General features: G+C 68.0%; 14 protein-coding genes. 4 read left to right on the forward strand and 10 right to left on the reverse strand.

Annotated features, from left to right (window positions below):
• Positions 1-69: 69 nt before the first annotated feature.
• Genes AC0QTQ_RS01025 through AC0QTQ_RS01035 form a run of 3 tightly spaced genes read right to left on the reverse strand, consistent with a single transcriptional unit; the run spans position 70 to position 2,560 of the window.
• Positions 70-1,845: a sensor histidine kinase gene (locus tag AC0QTQ_RS01025; protein WP_480257889.1), complete on the reverse strand. Its 1,776-nt coding sequence runs from the start codon at positions 1,843-1,845 to the stop codon at positions 70-72.
• Positions 1,842-2,417 (reverse strand): RNA polymerase sigma factor, encoded by a 576-nt coding sequence (locus AC0QTQ_RS01030; protein ID WP_480257890.1) that lies wholly within the window; start codon positions 2,415-2,417, stop codon positions 1,842-1,844. The genes AC0QTQ_RS01025 and AC0QTQ_RS01030 overlap by 4 nt, the downstream gene beginning before the upstream one ends.
• The gene (locus AC0QTQ_RS01035; protein WP_480257891.1) at positions 2,414-2,560 is read right to left on the reverse strand and encodes a NepR family anti-sigma factor; all 147 of its coding nucleotides are present in this window, start codon (positions 2,558-2,560) and stop codon (positions 2,414-2,416) included. Before AC0QTQ_RS01035 ends, AC0QTQ_RS01030 begins: the two co-directional genes overlap by 4 nt.
• 98 nt (positions 2,561-2,658) lie before the next feature.
• Here AC0QTQ_RS01035 and AC0QTQ_RS01040 point away from each other — a divergent pair, with 98 nt between their 5' ends.
• Both AC0QTQ_RS01040 and AC0QTQ_RS01045 read left to right on the forward strand, forming a co-directional pair.
• A complete protein-coding gene (locus AC0QTQ_RS01040; RefSeq protein ID WP_480257892.1) occupies positions 2,659-3,456 on the forward strand; it encodes a response regulator in 798 nt (265 codons plus the stop codon).
• Between the two features lie 166 nt (positions 3,457-3,622).
• A complete protein-coding gene (locus AC0QTQ_RS01045; RefSeq protein WP_480257893.1) occupies positions 3,623-4,114 on the forward strand; it encodes a hypothetical protein in 492 nt (163 codons plus the stop codon).
• Positions 4,115-4,176: 62 nt separating this feature from the next.
• Here the strand turns inward: AC0QTQ_RS01045 and AC0QTQ_RS01050 are convergent, their stop codons facing one another.
• A complete protein-coding gene (locus AC0QTQ_RS01050) occupies positions 4,177-5,016 on the reverse strand; it encodes a universal stress protein (RefSeq protein WP_480257894.1) in 840 nt (279 codons plus the stop codon).
• Between the two features lie 146 nt (positions 5,017-5,162).
• On the opposite strand from AC0QTQ_RS01050, the gene AC0QTQ_RS01055 reads away from it, so the two are divergent.
• Entirely contained in the window at positions 5,163-6,005 is an 843-nt protein-coding gene (locus AC0QTQ_RS01055; protein ID WP_183077438.1) for a YihY/virulence factor BrkB family protein, read from the forward strand.
• On the opposite strand, the gene AC0QTQ_RS01060 is transcribed toward AC0QTQ_RS01055, so the two are convergent.
• Positions 5,990-7,198 carry an acyl-CoA dehydrogenase gene (locus tag AC0QTQ_RS01060; RefSeq protein ID WP_121530861.1) on the reverse strand — a complete coding sequence of 403 codons (1,209 nt, stop codon included), beginning with the start codon at positions 7,196-7,198 and terminating at the stop codon, positions 5,990-5,992. The genes AC0QTQ_RS01055 and AC0QTQ_RS01060 overlap by 16 nt on opposite strands.
• 91 nt (positions 7,199-7,289) lie before the next feature.
• Between AC0QTQ_RS01060 and AC0QTQ_RS01065 the strand changes: the two genes are divergently transcribed.
• Complete coding sequence (locus tag AC0QTQ_RS01065) at positions 7,290-8,180, forward strand: LysR family transcriptional regulator (protein WP_480257895.1); 891 nt, start codon at positions 7,290-7,292, stop codon at positions 8,178-8,180.
• Here the strand turns inward: AC0QTQ_RS01065 and AC0QTQ_RS01070 are convergent.
• The 5 genes from AC0QTQ_RS01070 to AC0QTQ_RS01090 all read right to left on the reverse strand — a co-directional run bounded on the left by AC0QTQ_RS01070 (position 8,174) and on the right by AC0QTQ_RS01090 (position 15,395).
• Positions 8,174-11,779 carry a translocation/assembly module TamB domain-containing protein gene (locus AC0QTQ_RS01070; protein ID WP_480257896.1) on the reverse strand — a complete coding sequence of 1,202 codons (3,606 nt, stop codon included), beginning with the start codon at positions 11,777-11,779 and terminating at the stop codon, positions 8,174-8,176. The genes AC0QTQ_RS01065 and AC0QTQ_RS01070 overlap by 7 nt on opposite strands.
• A complete protein-coding gene (locus AC0QTQ_RS01075; RefSeq protein ID WP_480257897.1) occupies positions 11,779-13,575 on the reverse strand; it encodes an autotransporter assembly complex protein TamA in 1,797 nt (598 codons plus the stop codon). The genes AC0QTQ_RS01070 and AC0QTQ_RS01075 overlap by 1 nt, the downstream gene beginning before the upstream one ends.
• 114 nt (positions 13,576-13,689) lie before the next feature.
• Positions 13,690-14,220: an isopentenyl-diphosphate Delta-isomerase gene (gene idi, locus AC0QTQ_RS01080; protein WP_480257898.1), complete on the reverse strand. Its 531-nt coding sequence runs from the start codon at positions 14,218-14,220 to the stop codon at positions 13,690-13,692.
• A 106-nt stretch (positions 14,221-14,326) separates the two neighbouring features.
• On the reverse strand, positions 14,327-14,830 hold the full coding sequence (secB, locus tag AC0QTQ_RS01085) for a protein-export chaperone SecB (protein WP_121530853.1): 504 nt from the start codon (positions 14,828-14,830) through the stop codon (positions 14,327-14,329).
• A 52-nt stretch (positions 14,831-14,882) separates the two neighbouring features.
• A complete protein-coding gene (locus AC0QTQ_RS01090; protein ID WP_480257899.1) occupies positions 14,883-15,395 on the reverse strand; it encodes an FxsA family protein in 513 nt (170 codons plus the stop codon).
• Positions 15,396-15,479 lie beyond the last annotated feature (84 nt).

The raw sequence follows: 15,479 nt of genomic DNA on the forward strand, positions 1-15,479 counted from the left end.
CTTCCTGCTGCGCCTCCCCGGCCGTCTTTCCGGATGAACGAGGATCGCCCCGTCCGGTTCCCGGAAAAATCAGCCCCGCGCCCCCTCCTCGTGTCGCAGCTCGGCCTCGTCGAGCGGGCGCAGCTCGAAGCGCACCGTCAGCGCATAGCTTCCGGGCGGCGCGTCGATCTCCATCTGCCCGCCCAGCTGCTGCACGAAGGCGCCGACCAGCTGCGAGCCAAGCCCCGTGCCCTCGGCCGCTTCGGGCGGCGCCTGATGCGCGGCCTCGGTCGCCACGGTGTTGCGCACGACGAGCAGGGCGCGTCCCGCTTCGGGCGTGACCAGCGTCACGCTCAGCTGCGGCGTGCCGGCATCGGCCGAGGCGTATTTCATCGCATTCGTCATCGCCTCGGTCACCAGCAGCGACAGCGGCACCGCCTGATCGGGGGTCAGGCGGATCGGCGCGATCTCGGTCGTCACCTCGATGCGGCGGCCCGGCCCGGTGGCAAGGCGGGTGATCTGGCGCACGATGTCGGGGATCAGCTCGTTCGCGCTGATGTCCGACAGGCCCGAGGTCTGGTAAAGCCCGCGGTGGATGGTGGCGAGGCTGATCACCCGTTCCTGCAGCGAGCGCATCATCCCCTTCGCCTCGGGCGAGCGGGCCTTGCGCATCTGCATGTTGATGATCGAGGCGATGAGCTGCAGGTTGTTCTTCACCCGGTGGTGCACCTCGCGCAGCAGCACCTCCTTGTGGTGGATCATGTCCTCGAGCTCGGCTTCGTCATGCAGGATCGTCTCGGTCATCTTCTCGTAATTCTCGGCGAGATCGCGGATCTCCTGCGGCGCCCCCTCGACCTCCAGATCGCCGACGATGCGGTTGCCCGAGGCAAAGCTGGCAAGCGCCCGCGACAGTCTCTGCACATGCCCGATCACCAGCTTCTGCATCGCGAAATAGGCGACGAAAAGCGAGGCCGCCCACATCAGCGCCGGAAACAGCACCGGCGGGAAACGGGTGACGGGGCCGAAGCCGAAGGCCTCGTCCGCGGGCCAGGAGCCAAGCGCATAGAGCAGGTCGGGCACCAGCTCGACCACGGAATAGACCCGGGTGTTGCCGCGCCGCGACTCGGCGGTGAAGGTGGTCGCGCGGTCGCGCGCCAGTTGCTGCAGCGAATGATCGACGGGCAGGCGGCTTGGCGCATCCTCGACCCCGCCCGAGGAGGTCAGGATATTGCCATCGGCATCGAAGGTCATGATCACCAGCGGCCGCTCGTCGGATGGCGCCTGCGCGTCTTCGGCCCGGGCGAGTTCCGAATGCGGCAGCGACAGCGAGATCACGCCAAGCCGGTTGCCGGCGTCGTCGGTGACCGGGTGGGCAATGCCGAGGATCGAGGCTTTCGAGATCGGCCCTGCCGGATTCACCGCAAAGGAGGGCCCTTCGGCCGCGAGCATCCGCTCGAACAGCGGGTTGCCGGAAAAGTCATAACCCCGCCCGGTCGAGGCACAGGTCATCTGGCCGTCGCGCGGGATGAAGGCGGCGAGCGAGATGTGCCCGTCGGAGGCAGCCACCCGGCGCATCAGTGCCGAGCAGGCGATGGGGTCGCCGATCAGCGGCCGCACCGCGTCGCTCAGCAGCCGCGCCTCGGCTTGCGCCTGCTGGATCAGCCGGGTCTCGCCCGAGACCGCGCGCAGCGTCTCGCCCATCAGCGCCGCCTCCGAGCGGGCGCGGGTCTCGCGCATCGTCGACAGGGATTGCACGATCGCGATCAGCAGCAGCGGGAACAGCGCAACCGCCAGCAGGAAGGCAAGCCGCACCCCCAGCCTGCCGAAGGGATGGCTGCGCGCCGTGTCGCCGGCTTCGGTGCTCATGCAGCCGCGATCCCCGATTGACCGAGAACGCCAAGTGCGGCCTTGTCGGCATCGACCAGCAGATCCTCGCCGTCCTCGAGATGCAACAGCTCGGCCAGGCGGGCGCGGGCGCGGTTTGCCCGGCTTTTGACCGTGCCGACCGCGACGCCCATCATCTGCGCCGCCTCTTCATAGGCGAAGCCCGAGGCGCCGACGAGCACCAGAACCTCGCGGTGTTCGGGCGACAGCTGGTCGAAGGCCTGCAGGAAGTCGTTCATCGCCAGCCGCCCGTCATGCGCGGGTTTCTCGCACAGGCTGGCGGCGTGGATGCCGTCGGGGTCGGGCAGCTCGCGCTTGCGCTTGCGCTGGTCGGAATAGAAGGTGTTGCGCAGGATGGTGAAGAGCCAGGCGCGCAGGTTCGTGCCGGCCTGGAACTTGTCGATATTGCTCCAGGCCTTGACGATCGTGTCCTGCACGAGGTCGTCGGCACTGGCGGAATTGCGGGTCAGCGACATCGCGAAGGCGCGCAGCGCCGGCAGATGCCCGGGCAGCTCGTCGCGCGGATCGGTCAGGGTGTCGGAGGGCGCCGTCATTTGCCGCCCTCCTTTTCTCTGAGTTGTGCCAGCAGGATCTTGAACCGATCGGGAACCTCTTCCTTCAGCGTGTCCTCATAGACCCGCTTCAGGTTTTCGTTGATCTGCTCCCGGATGCTGGCTTTCGACGTATCGTCAGCCATGTCTTTGTACATTTTCCTCGGATCCCCGTAACTTCTCATGGAACCAAACGCGGGGCCAGACGTTTGGTTCCCGAAAAAACGAAAAGAGGGAGCTTTTCATGTCCACCGATCTCGCAGGGTCCATTGGCGCGAACCTGCCCTACCTGCGCCGCTATGCGCGGGCCCTGACGGGCAGTCAGGACTCGGGCGACCGCTTCGCCGCCGCGACGCTCGAGGCGATTCTGGCCGATCCGACGCCCTTCGACGGCGCGGGCGATCCCAAGGTGGCGCTGTTCCACGCCTTCCACCTGGTCTGGGCCTCGGCCGGGGCGCCCTTGGGCGAGCCCGACACGCGGCTCTCGGCGCGGGCGCAGGACCACATGGCGACGCTGACACCGAACACCCGCGAGGCGCTGCTCTTGAACACGATCGAGGGCTTCCGCGTCGAGGAGATCGGCGCGATCATGCAGATCGGCGCCGAGGAGGCGGCCGGACTGATCGATATCGCGCTGCGCGAGATGGAGGCCTCGGTTGCCGGCAAGGTGATGATCATCGAGGACGAGGCGATCATCGCGATGGATATCCAGAGCATCGTCGAGGAGATGGGCCACCGCGTCACCGGCATCGCCGCCACCCGCAGCACCGCCGTGGCGCTGGCCGCGCGCGAAAAGCCCGACCTGATCCTTGCCGACATCCAGCTGGCCGACAATTCCTCGGGGATCGACGCGGTGAACGACATCCTCGAGCAGTTCGACGAGCTGCCCGTCGTCTTCATCACCGCCTTCCCCGAGCGGCTGCTGACCGGCGAACGCCCCGAACCCGCCTTCCTGATCACCAAGCCCTATACCGAGACGCAGGTGCGCTCGGCGGTCAGCCAGGCGATGTTCTTCTCCTCGACCGAGACCCTCGTCGCCTGAGGACCGGTTGGAATGACGCAGGGCCCCGGCATCATGTCGGGGCCTTTCTCATGCGGATTTCCGCCGGAACAGGGTCTGTTGACGCGATCGTGCCGGAACCGGGGCCGTCGCTCGCTGGTTTCCCTTCCATCAGCGGACGACGTCCGCCCATGAAGGAGAGAGACCCATGATCCGCAAGATCCTGATGACCACGACCGCGACGCTGCTTCTGGCTGGTGGGGCGTTCGCCCAGCCGACCCCGGTGCAGGAGATCGACGTGAACGCCGATCTGACCGCGATCAAGAACCCCGCCGCCGCGGCCTATTTCGCCAAGCTGCCCGACGATCTTCAGGCGCGCATCGCCGCCGATCTCGCGCCTGACCGGCTGGTGACCGAAGGCGGCTCGAAGATCACCGTCGACATCGACGCGCTGGCGCTTGCCAGCAGCTGGGCCGCGCTGAACGACCTGTCGCAGTCGACGCTGACCGGCACGGTGAGCGTGACCTCCGACGTCGACAACTCGAACTTCGACAATTACACGCTGACCGTCGCCTATCCGGACGTGATCGCCTTCCTGCCCGAGGGGGCGGACGTGACCAGCCTGACGAAGGACAGCCCGATCTACTACCAAGCGATGGTCAACGCCTTTGCCGACCATGTGGTGAAATCGCTGAAATAAGCCGGCACAGAGCCTTTTTCACGCCCCGGGGCCCTTGGCCTCGGGGCGTTGTCGTGCCCCGCTCAGCGCACCAGAAGCACCGGCACCTTGCACGAGCGGATCATCGCCGTGGTGGTCGAGCCGATGATCAGCGAGCGGATGCGCGAATGGCCATAGGCGCCCATCACCAGCATGTCGAAACCGGCGCTGTCGACCAGATTGCCAAGTGCCACATCGGGAACGCCGCCCACCGTCAGCGTCTCGGTCGCGATGCCGCCGGCCCGCAGCAGCGCCGCCGCATCGGCCAGCCGGCGCTCGGTCTCGGCGGTTTTCACGCCGACCGCGACGACGGTGATCTGCAGATCGGGGAACAGCGGCGAGCGCGCGATATAGTCGATTGCCTTCAGCGACGAGGCGCCGCCGTCATGCGCCACCAGCACCTTCTTAATCGGCCGGAAGGCACGCGAGGCGACCAGAACCGGATGCTGTGCCGAGCGCACGATCCGTTCGAGATTCGAGCCGAGGTGTTCGATGGCGAAATCGGCCGCCTCGCCGCGCTTGCCGATCAGCACCATCTCGGCGCCCATCTCGTGCCGCGCGAGCGTGTCGAGCAGATCGCCATGCACAAGCTCGCTCGAAACCGCCTGCACGCCGCCCTTGGTCAGCATGTGGCGCGCATCCTCGAGGATGGCGATGCCGCGATGGGTGACAAGGCGGGCGCGCTGTTCATCGACCGCGGCAAGCTCGGCCTGCAGCGCCGACCGCGTGCCCAGCCCCTCCGAGGGGGCAGCGGAGCCGCGCCGACCCAGAACGTGCAAAAGCTCGACCGAGGTGCCCATGCGTTTGGCCACCCAGGCCGCGTGATCGCACACGCTGGCCGAATAGATCGAGCCGTCGACGAAGGCGATGATCCGTTTGCTCATGACAACCTCGAAGCGCCAGAGGAACCTTTCGATATCGCTAGCCTTTTCGAAGCCGGACGGAAAGGGCCTTGCAGTCGCAGTTGCGTGTGCCGGCATGGTTGCGCCGGTCGCCGCCTTGGGGGAAGGTGGCGAAAAAGGGTTTTCGCGTGCGCGGCATCTGGACATTTCTTCTGGCGCTGGCCGGTCGGCTGGCCGACACCAAGATCACGCTGATCGCGGCGGGCGTCGCCTTCTACGCGATGCTGGCGGTGTTTCCCGGCATCTCGGCGACGATCGCGGTCTGGAGCGCCTTTTCCGATCCGATGGTGATCGAATCCTATCTGCAGGTGGCCGATGATTTCATTCCGCCCGAGGCCTACGAGATCCTGAACACGCAGATTCTGGCGCTGCTGAACGGGCCGCGCGACAGCATCGGGCTGTCGACGCTGATCTCGGTCGCCGTCGCGCTGTGGTCGGCGCGGGCGGGCGTCGGCGCGCTGATCGAGGGGCTGAACGTGATCCACGGCACGCATTCACGCACCACGCTGCTCAGCTATCTCTTCGGCTATGTGATGACGCTGGCGCTGGTGGGGGTGATGCTTGCCGCGCTGGCGACGATCGTCGTGGTGCCGATCGCGGTGAACTTCCTGCCGTTTCACGCGCTCACGGGCTGGCTGCTGTCGGGGCTGCCCTGGGGCGGGATGCTGCTTCTGATGCTGACCGCGCTTGGCATCCTCTACCGCTACGGGCCGAACACCCGCGGCGGGCGTGACCCGATCCTGACCTTCGGCGCGATCCTCGCCGCGCTGGTCTGGGCCGGGGCCTCGCTGGCGCTGACCTATTATCTTGCGAACTTCGGCAGCTACAACAAGATCTATGGCTCGATCGGCGCGGTGATCGCGCTGATGATGTGGCTCTATCTCAGCGTGTTTTCGGTTCTGCTGGGGGCGGCCCTGAACGCGGAACTGGCCGCGTGCAGGGCGCGCCGTGCCCTTCAGAAGAACGCCTGAAGCCCGGTGATCGCGCGGCCGAGGATCAGCGCATGCACGTCATGCGTGCCCTCGTAGGTGTTCACCGTCTCAAGGTTCACCATGTGGCGGATCACCTGGAACTCGCCCGAGATGCCGTTGCCGCCGTGCATGTCACGCGCCAGCCGCGCCGCATCCAGCGCCTTGCCGCAGTTGTTGCGCTTGATGATCGAGATCATCTCGGGCGCGGCATTCGCCTCGTCCATCAGCCGGCCGACGCGCAGGCAGCCCTGCAGGCCGAGGCTGATCTCGGTCAGCATGTTGGCGAGCTTGAGCTGATACAGCTGGGTCTGTGCCAGCGGCTTGTTGAACTGCTTGCGATCAAGCCCGTATTGCCGCGCGGCATGCAGGCAGAACTCGGCGGCGCCCATCACGCCCCAGGCGATGCCATAGCGGGCGCGGTTGAGGCAGCCGAACGGGCCCTTCAGCCCCTCGACGCCGGGCAGCAGCGCGTCTTCGCCGACCTCGACATTGTCCATCACGATCTCGCCGGTGATCGAGGCGCGCAGGCTGAGCTTCTTGCCGATCTTCGGCGCGCTCAGACCCTTCATCCCCTTCTCGAGGACGAAGCCGCGGATCTTGCCGCCATGCGCCTCGGACTTCGCCCAGACGACGAAGACATCGGCGATCGGGCTGTTCGAGATCCACATCTTCGAGCCGTTCAGCACATAGCCGCCGGCGGTCTTCTTCGCCACGGTCTTCATCGAGGACGGGTCCGAGCCCGCGTCCGGCTCGGTCAGGCCGAAGCAGCCGATATATTCGCCCGAGGCGAGCTTCGGCAGGTATTTCATCCGCTGCTCTTCCGAGCCGTAGGCATAGATCGGGTACATCACCAGCGAGCTTTGCACCGACATCATCGAGCGATAGCCCGAATCGACCCGCTCGATCTCGCGGGCCACAAGGCCATAGGCCACATAGGAGGCGCCGATGCCGCCGTATTCCTCGGGCACGGTCACGCCCAGAAGGCCCATCTCGCCCATCTCGCGGAAGATCGCCGGATCGGTCTTCTCATTCTCGAAGGCCTCGATGGCGCGCGGCTGCAGCTTTTCCTGCGCATAGGCGCGGGCCGCGTCGCGCAGCATCCGTTCTTCTTCGGTCAGCTGCAGATCCAGGCGGAAAGGGTCTTCCCAGTTGAAGCTGGAGAGGTCAGGGGCGTCTTTCGGCTTCAGGGCCATCGGGGTCCTCCATGTGTTTCATGCTTTATGGGCCTGTTTCCTGCGTGTTTCTACCGCTATTCTGGCGGCAGATCATGCACGGAGCACATACATGAGCCTGCCGCGCCGCTATATCCCCTCGGTCTCGCTGCTGTCTGCCTTCGAGGCGGTGTGCCGGCTTGGCTCGACCGCCGCCGCGGCGCGCGAGCTGAACCTGACGCAAGGCGCGGTCAGTCGGCTGGTGCAGAACCTCGAAGGACAGCTCGGCGTCACGCTGTTTCGCCGCGAGGGGCGGCGGTTGCAGCCGACAGAGCCCGCGCTCGCCTATGCGCGCGACGTGCGCAAGGCGCTCGAGCTGATCGCGCGGGCCTCGCTCGGGCTGCGGGCGAACCCGGGGGGCGGGGTGCTGAACCTCGCGATCCTGCCCACCTTCGGCACGCGCTGGCTGGCGCCGCGGCTTGGCGCCTTTCTGGCCGCCAATCCGGGGATCACGCTCAATCTCGGCACCCGGATGCGGCCCTTCGATTTCGCCTCGGAAACCTTCGATGCGGCCATTCATTTCGGCGTGCGGCCCTGGCCCGGGGCCGAGCATCTGACGCTCTTCGAGGAGCGGATCGTCGCCGCCTGCTCGCCCGAATTTGCCCGCCAGCATCCGATGACGGTGCCGGCGGATCTAGAAAAACAGTCCCTGTTGCAGCTGGAATCGCGGCCGAATGCCTGGAACGCCTGGTTCGCGCATCACGGGCTCGAGGCGCCGCACACGCAGGGCATCATGTTCGACCAGTTCGCGCCGATGACCCAGGCCGCGGTGCATGGCGTCGGCATCGCGCTCTTGCCCGAGTTCCTGGCCCGCACCGAGATCGACGAGGGGCGGCTGGTGCGCACCCCCGGCGACGTGGTCGCGGGGGTGGGCACCTATTCGCTGGTCTGGCCGGCCGATGTCGCGCCCTCGCCGCCGCTGATCGCCTTTCGCGACTGGATCGCCTCGGTCGCGGCTCAGTAGTCCTTTTCGAAGTAGAGGCCGAGCGCGCTATCGCCGGTCGAATCGACGCTGCCGCGCGCCGTCAGATGCGAGGTCAGGTCGAGGTTCAGGTTGATCGCGGTCGAGCCCGAGCTTTCCACCTCGACGTCGGTATAGATGTTCTCGGACAGGTATTTGCCGGCGCGCAGCGTGGCATTGCCCGAGGCATCCGTGCCGATGTCGAGGTCATCGAGGCCGAAGCCCTGGCGCAGCTTGGCCACGATCCCCTCGCCGCCCTTGCCGGCGAGCGAGGCGACGGCCGAGGCGAGCTGCGCCGCCTGAAGCGGCGACAGGTTGGTCAGGCCGCGGTTGAACAGCAGCCGCGCCAGCACCTCTTCCTCGGGCAGTTCCGGCGAGGAGGAGATCTTCAGCTCGGGCGCCGAGGCTTCGCCTTCAAGCGTCAGGGTGATGGTGTAGCCGTCCTGCTCGGTCACCGCGCTGAACAGGATCCAGGGCACCAGCGCCCCCTGCATCGCGACCTGTCCCTCGCTCAGCGTGAAGCGCTTCGCCAGCACGTCGAGCCGGCCGCGGATCAGGCTGAACTGACCCACCGGCACGATGTTCGCCGTGGTGCCGGTCAGCCGCAGCGCCCCGCCCAGCTCGGCGTCAAGGCCGCGGCCGCGCACGAAGATCTGCTTCGGCGCCGAGATCGTGATGTCGAGCGCATAGGGTCTGCTGCTGCCCGAACCGCCCGCGCTGTCCTGCTGCAGCAGGCCCGCGCGGGCACGGGTGGTGCGGGTGGCGGCGGATTCGTGCAGGTGGGTGATGTCGGGGATCGCGGCCGCGCCGCCAAGCCCGGTTGAGGGCACGCGCAACTCGGTCTCGGCCAGCGTCAGCGCGCCCGAGATCTTTGCGCCGCCCGCCATCGGTCCGGCGATGCGCAGCGCTCCCGAAACGCGGGTGTCATACAGCTCGGGGTCGCGCAGATGCGCGCCGTTCAGCGTCAGCGCAAGGTCGGCCGCATAGGGCGCCGACAGCGTCACCGGCCCCTTCAGCGCGACGGTGCCGCCGCCCTTCAGCGCGCCGTCGAGCGCGAGCTGCACCCGCCCGCCCGACAGATCGGCACGCAGCCCGATGTTTTGCAGAACCAGACCGAAGGTCGGCGCGGTCAGCCGCAGATCGGTGCCGCTGATCCGGCCCGACAGCGCCTGCAGCCCGGGTGCCCCCTTCATCTGCAGATCGAAGCGCAGCGGCCCCTGCACCGAGCGCGGCGAGAGGAAGGTGTTCGCCAGCGCGGTCTCGGTGGTGCCGGCGATCTTCAGGTCGGTGCTGGCGAAATCGGCCGCGACCGAGCCGGTGACGGCGGCCTGGGTGCCGCCCGGGCCGGTGCCCTTGAGGTCGACGCCATAACCCTTGCCGGTGTCGGTGACGGTGCCCGCAAGGGTGACCGGCCCGGCAAAGCCCGGCGCCAGCAGCGCCGCATTCGCGAGCCGCGCCGAAAGTGCGATGCGTTGCCCCGCGCCCTCGGCCGTGCCGCTCGCCTTTGCCGTCAGCTGCGGCGCGGCGAGGTCGAGGCTCTTCAGCAGCGTGCGTCCGTCCTTCTGGTCGATCAGCAGCGAGATGCGGCTCTCGCCCGCCAGAATCCGGTCGATTTCGGCCCGGCCGGAGGCCAGGTTCTTCGCCACTGCCTCGGCGCTGATCTCGCGCGCGCCCTCGACGTCCGAGACCCGTGCCGTGGCGTTCAGCGCGCCGCGATAGCCGCGGCCCAGCACCGAGAGATCGGGCAGGGTGATCTTCGCGGTCAGGTCGTTCTTGCCGGTCGAGAGCCTGCCCGAGGCGGTGGCATCAAGGCTGCCGGCACTGGCGTGGAAGCTGCGCAGCAAGAGCCCGGTCTCGTCGCGCTTGGCCGAGGCCTCGATCACCGAGGTGCCGGCGAGCAGCGCATCCGCCTCGGCGACGCCGGTCTTGATGTCCTGGGCGGTCAGGGTCGTCTCGAGGTCGAAGGCGCCGGTGAGCAGGGTCATGCTGCCCTTCACCTTGCCCTCGGCCGCGCCCGACAGCGGCTGGCCGGCCAGCGCGGCAAAGTTCGACAGTGCCGCGGCGCGGGCGTCGAGATCGGCGGTCACGTCCACACCGCCCGACAGGTTGTCGAGGGTGAGAAGGCCCGAGAGCGACAGGTCGCGGCCGATCAGCTTCAGCGCCGGCAGGCGCAGCGGCTTGCCCTGCTGCCAGAAGAACACGGTGCGGCCGGTGACGAAGGGGCCGATCGCCGAGGCGAGCGCCGGGTCCGTCATCTCGATGCCGTTCGCGGTGAAGGTCAGCGTGCCGCCGGCGGTCGGGGTGCCGCTCGCCGTGCCGATCCGGCCCGATCCGGCAAGGCGCAGGCTTTGCACCCTGGCCGTCGGCTGTTCCAGCGCGTCGAGCCGGGCGTCGAGTGTCCAGCCATCCGCGGTGGCGCTGTCATAGGCGAGCGAGACGGTGCCCTTCTGGACCATCGTCTGCCCGCCCGACACCGGCAGCAGCACCGGCGCGCCCGAGGCAAGGCCAAGCTTCGCCGTCAGGTCGAAACGCGAGGGCAGACCCGAGGGCAGCAGGTCAAGCTGCCCCGAGAGGTCAAGTGCGTCGCTCTTGACGCTCAGGCTCGTCAGGCTGAGAGCGCCGCTGGGAGCCCGCTCGCCCGCGACCGAGATCGCGCTCTGGGTGCCGAAGAAGTCGTGGTATTCGGGCGGCAAAAGCGGCGTGATGTCGCCGCCCAGAAGCGCGCGGAAGCCCTGCACCGGGGTGCTGCCCGCGGGCGCGCCCTTCGGCACGGCAGAGGTCAGCGTCACCTTGCCGGTCAGCCGCGGCGCGCCCTCGGTGCTGAGCACGGTATCGGCGGTGAAATCGTCAAGCGTGCCCGAGCCCGCAACGGCCAGCGTCAGCGCCGGCGTGCCGGGCAGGCCTGCCAGTTTCGACACGATCCCGTCCTTGCCCTCGTCGACCAGCAGGTCGAGAGAGAGCGCCCGGCTGGCATTGGCATAGCTGCCGTTGAACGAGACCTTGCCCTTCGGCCCGCCGCTGCGGGTGACGTCGAGCTTCGCGCTGCCCTCGCCGCCCGAGAGCGACATCGCGCCGTTCACCGCAAGCGTGACCTCCTCGCCCAGAACCGGGGCGCCGAGCACCACCTTTTGCGCCTTGAGCGCGCCGATCTCGACCGAGACGGGCAGCTCGGGCAGCGAGAAGGGCTTGGCCTCGGGGCTTGGGGCGCTGCTCGCGGCGGCGACCGGCAGGCGGGGCAGGTCGATCTCGTCGGCCGACAGCTCGCCGATCTTGATCCGCCCGGTCAGGATCGCGGTGCGGTCCCAGGCGAGCGCGCCGTTGCGGATGGTCAGCCAGACCCCCTCGTCATCGGCGATGGTCAGCGTGTCGAAGGTGGCGCGCGACGACAGCGCGCCCTTGAACCCCTCGAGCCGGATCGTGCGGCCCGCGCCCGAGAGATTGTCCTCGATCAGCCCGGTCAGATAGGAGCGGTCGCGCTCGGTCTGCTCGGCGGTGGGTTCGGCGGGGGCCTCGACCGTGGCGGGCGCGTCGGGAAGCGTCGCGTCCTGTGCGGCGGCGGCGATCGGGGTCAGAAGCAGGAGGAGAAGAGCCAGAATGCGCATCAGAAGGCCTGCCCGATCCCGAGATAGATCTGTGCCCCGTCGCCGGTGCTGCCGCTGACCGGCGCCGCGACATCAAGCCGGATCGGCCCGATCGGGGTGTTGTAGCGCAGCCCGAGGCCCGCGCCCGATTGCCATTCGCCGCCGCTGAAATACGCGTCGGCGCTGATGAAGCCCGCGTCATAGAAGGCGACGATGCCGATCGCATCGGTGATGCCGGCGCGCAACTCGCCCGAGACGCCGAGGAAGCGGGTGCCGCCGGTGCGCAGCGTGCCGCCCTCGAGCACGTCGACGCCAAGCGATTCATAGGGCTGGCCGCGCACCGTGCCGCCGCCGCCCGAATAGAAGAGATAGTCACGCGGCGTCGCGGCCAGGCTTGGCCCGAAGACGCCGCCGATCTGCGCGCGCCCGGCAAGGACAAAGCGGTTGTCGGTGCCGAACCCCTTGTAGGCGCGGAAATCGCCCTTCAGCTGCGCCCCCGATCCGGTGTCGCCAAGCCCGACGAAGGGGGTCAGCGCGACCATGCCGTAATAGCCCTTCGTGGCATTGGCGGCGACGTCGCGGTTGTCCCAGGTGAGGGTGTTCGGGAAGGCCACCTGGCGGAAGATGGTCTTGCCGGCGGCGTCGTTCACCTCCGACCACTGGTATTCGACCGCGCTTTCGCCGGTCAGCCGGTCGCTGAAGATATGCGACAGGCCGAAGCCGAGGGTGAAGGTGCGCTCGTCGTAATCCTCCTCATAGGTCTTGGCGATTTCCGAGACGACGAAGGCCGAGGTGTCTGGGGTGAAGGTGGCGGGCCGGTCGAGCCGGGCGCCGAGCGTGTAATCGGTGCCGCCGGTCGCGCCGCCGATGCCGGCGACCTCGGCGTCGATGCGCAGCTTCTCGCCGCCGCCGAAAAGGTTGCGGTGCAGCCAGTAGCCGTTCAGGGTCAGCCCGTCGGAACTGGCGATCTCGGCGCCGGCGCCCATCCGGCGCAGCTTTTCCTCGACCACGGCCAGCTCGACATCAAGGCTGTTGCCGGGGCCGAGCTTTTCGGCCTCGGTCAGGGTGACCGAGCTGAAGATGCCGGTGCGGCGCAGCCGGGTGCGGACCTCGTCCATCTTCTCGGGCGCGTATGTCGCGCCGGTCGGAAAGCCCGCGATCTCGACCAGACGCTTGGTGCGCAGCCGCTCGTTGCCCGAGGTGCGCAGGTCGCCGAAATGCACCACCGGGCCGGGGGCCAGAGTGACATCGGCGGCAAGGGTGTTCTCGCGGTGATCGGCGATGATCTTCTGCCCGGCGACGGCGGCCTTGGCGTGGCCGGCCTCGCGCCAGCCGCTGACACCCGCGGTCGCCGCCTCGACGATCAGGCCCGAGCGGGCGGTGGCGCCGATCCTGTAGTCCTTCGGCAGCTGGGTGCCGGGGGCGACCGGGGCGATCGCCGCCTGCGAGAAGACGAAGCGCGGGCCCGGTTCGATCGTCAGCTCGATCTTGCCGATCCGGGCCGGCGCATCCATCGGCGCGATCGCTGCCGCCTCGTGCCCGTCGATGCGGATCGAGATCGTGCCCGAGTAATAGCCCTGATCGTAGAGCACGCCCAGAAGCCGGGCGTAATCGGCCCGGGCAGAGGCGAAAAGATCCTGTGCGTTCGGGGTCTTGGCGGCCCCGGCCTCGCGCGAGAGCGAGGCGTTCTGCAACGTCGTGCGCAACGCCTCGTCGGCGCCCGGAGTGATGAAACTGACAAGATCCGCGGCATGGGCCGGCCCGGCCAGAACCGAGGCCGCGAGAATGGCGGAAAACACGAATTGCGGACGACGCACGGAAACACTCCCATCACAGTGTTTCCAAGATGCAGGATCGGGTGCCGAATGCCCAGAGCCGAGGCCCCGCCCTGCGGGGTTTTTCCGGCCATCGGCGGAAAATTGACCGCGCGCTCAGCTGCGGATCAGCGCGCCGAAGATCCGGTCCATGTGCTCGGCCAGATAGATCGCCAGCCATTTCGAGAAGCGCTCGGGGTGGCGGCGGACCTCGGCGGCAAGGTCGTAAAGCCCGACCCAGCGGATCTCGGCGACTTCCTCGGGGTTCGGGGTGATCGTCATGCCGGGGCGGGCATAGGCGAGGTAGATGTCCACCACCTCATGTTCGATCAGACCGTTGCCGACCTCGGCGCGGTATTCGAGCCGGTCGGCATGGGCCGGATAGAGGCCGGTGATGCCCAGCTCCTCGTTCAGCCGGCGCAGCGCGCAGTGCTCGGGCCGCTCGTTCCATTTCGGATGGGTGCAGCAGGTGTTCGCCCAAAGCCCGGGCGAGTGATATTTCGTCTCGGCGCGGCGCTGGATCAGCACCTTGTCGCCGTCGAGCACGAAGATCGACACCGCCGGATGGCGCAAGCCCTGACGGTGCACCTCCATCTTGTCCATGGGGGTCAGCCGGTCGCCGACCCAGGCGGGGATCTGGTCGTTCATCGCTGTCCTGCGGGAATGGAAACGCCGCCGCAGAATGCTCGCGGCGGCGGTCGATGTCATCGGGTCATGGCGCCCCTGAGGCAGCGTGCCGCGGCCCCGGACGGGCTCAGGACACGTGGGCGGGCGCCTCGGCGGCCTGCAGTTCGGCCCGGCGGGCAAGCTCGGCGCGGTAGAGCGCGACGAAATCGATCGGCTCGAGGTTGAAGGGCGGGAAGCCGCCGTCGCGCGTCACGTCCGAGACGATGCGCCGCACATAGGGGAACAGCTGCCGCGGGCATTCGATCAGCAGGAAGGGGTGCATCTGCTCTTCCGGCACGCCCTCGATGTGGAAGATCCCGCCGTAATCGACTTCGAGCAGGTAGAGCGGCGTGTTGTTCGCCTTGTTGGTGGCGGTGATCTTCAGCTTCACCATCACCTCGAACTGGTGCTCGACCGAGCGCTTGCGCGCGTCGAGGCTGACCTGCACCTGCATCTCGGGCTGCACGTCGTTGCTTTGCAGCCCCTTCAGCGCCACCGCGTTCTCGAAGGACATGTCGCGCACGAACTGCGCGAGGATGCTCATTTTCATCTGCGGCGCTTCGGGCGCGGCGCCGTTCGTCTGCTGGGTCATGGGTCCCTCCACAATCTGTCTGCGCCGGGTGTAGCATCCCGGCCCGCGCGTCTCAATGGCGCGTCCAGCCCGAAGGACCGCGCGGCGGCAGGTTCGTGGGGTCGATCTCGTGGAAATCGCCGTCGATCACGCCGGGGCCCGTGCCGGGACCGGTGTCGCGCCGGCCGAAATCCTGCGTGCCGAAGCCCTGCGCGGCCCCGCCCATCGAGAAGCTCGCCACCTGCACCCGCTTCGACAGCCAGCGCAGCACGGCGTCACGCACCTGCGGGATCAGCAGCAAAAGGCCGCAGGCATCGGTGAAGAACCCGGGGGTCAGCAGCAGCGCGCCGGCAAAGAGGATCATCGCGCCATGCGCCAAGGGCGCCGTCGGATCGCCCAGTTCCGCCATCGAGCGGCGCAGATCCGCCATCGCCCGCGCCCCCTGGCTGCGCACCAGCGCCGTGCCCAGCATCGCCGTCAGCACCACGATCGCCAGCGTCGGCCACAGCCCGATCAAGCCGCCGACGCGGATGAACAGGGCAATCTCGATCACGGGCACGGCCAGGAAGGCCAGAAAGATCCACATACATCACTCCTTGGGCGCCGGTGGACTTGATCGCGCCCGTAGCCTACATAAGTGGGGAGTGCGAATTTACAAACCTGCCTCGAA

Source organism: Paenirhodobacter sp. YD-8 (genome assembly GCF_056590935.1).

Bases quoted from the DNA above. Each gene is read 5' to 3' on its own strand.
- AC0QTQ_RS01025 (WP_480257889.1), bottom strand. From the start codon at position 1,845: ATGAGCACCGAAGCCGGCGACACGGCGCGCAGCCATCCCTTCGGCAGG.
- AC0QTQ_RS01030 (WP_480257890.1), bottom strand. From the start codon at position 2,417: ATGACGGCGCCCTCCGACACCCTGACCGATCCGCGCGACGAGCTGCCC.
- AC0QTQ_RS01035 (WP_480257891.1), bottom strand. From the start codon at position 2,560: ATGGCTGACGATACGTCGAAAGCCAGCATCCGGGAGCAGATCAACGAA.
- AC0QTQ_RS01040 (WP_480257892.1), top strand. From the start codon at position 2,659: ATGTCCACCGATCTCGCAGGGTCCATTGGCGCGAACCTGCCCTACCTG.
- AC0QTQ_RS01045 (WP_480257893.1), top strand. From the start codon at position 3,623: ATGATCCGCAAGATCCTGATGACCACGACCGCGACGCTGCTTCTGGCT.
- AC0QTQ_RS01050 (WP_480257894.1), bottom strand. From the start codon at position 5,016: ATGAGCAAACGGATCATCGCCTTCGTCGACGGCTCGATCTATTCGGCC.
- AC0QTQ_RS01060 (WP_121530861.1), bottom strand. From the start codon at position 7,198: ATGGCCCTGAAGCCGAAAGACGCCCCTGACCTCTCCAGCTTCAACTGG.
- AC0QTQ_RS01065 (WP_480257895.1), top strand. From the start codon at position 7,290: ATGAGCCTGCCGCGCCGCTATATCCCCTCGGTCTCGCTGCTGTCTGCC.
- AC0QTQ_RS01070 (WP_480257896.1), bottom strand. From the start codon at position 11,779: ATGCGCATTCTGGCTCTTCTCCTCCTGCTTCTGACCCCGATCGCCGCC.
- idi (WP_480257898.1), bottom strand. From the start codon at position 14,220: ATGAACGACCAGATCCCCGCCTGGGTCGGCGACCGGCTGACCCCCATG.
- secB (WP_121530853.1), bottom strand. From the start codon at position 14,830: ATGACCCAGCAGACGAACGGCGCCGCGCCCGAAGCGCCGCAGATGAAA.
- AC0QTQ_RS01090 (WP_480257899.1), bottom strand. From the start codon at position 15,395: ATGTGGATCTTTCTGGCCTTCCTGGCCGTGCCCGTGATCGAGATTGCC.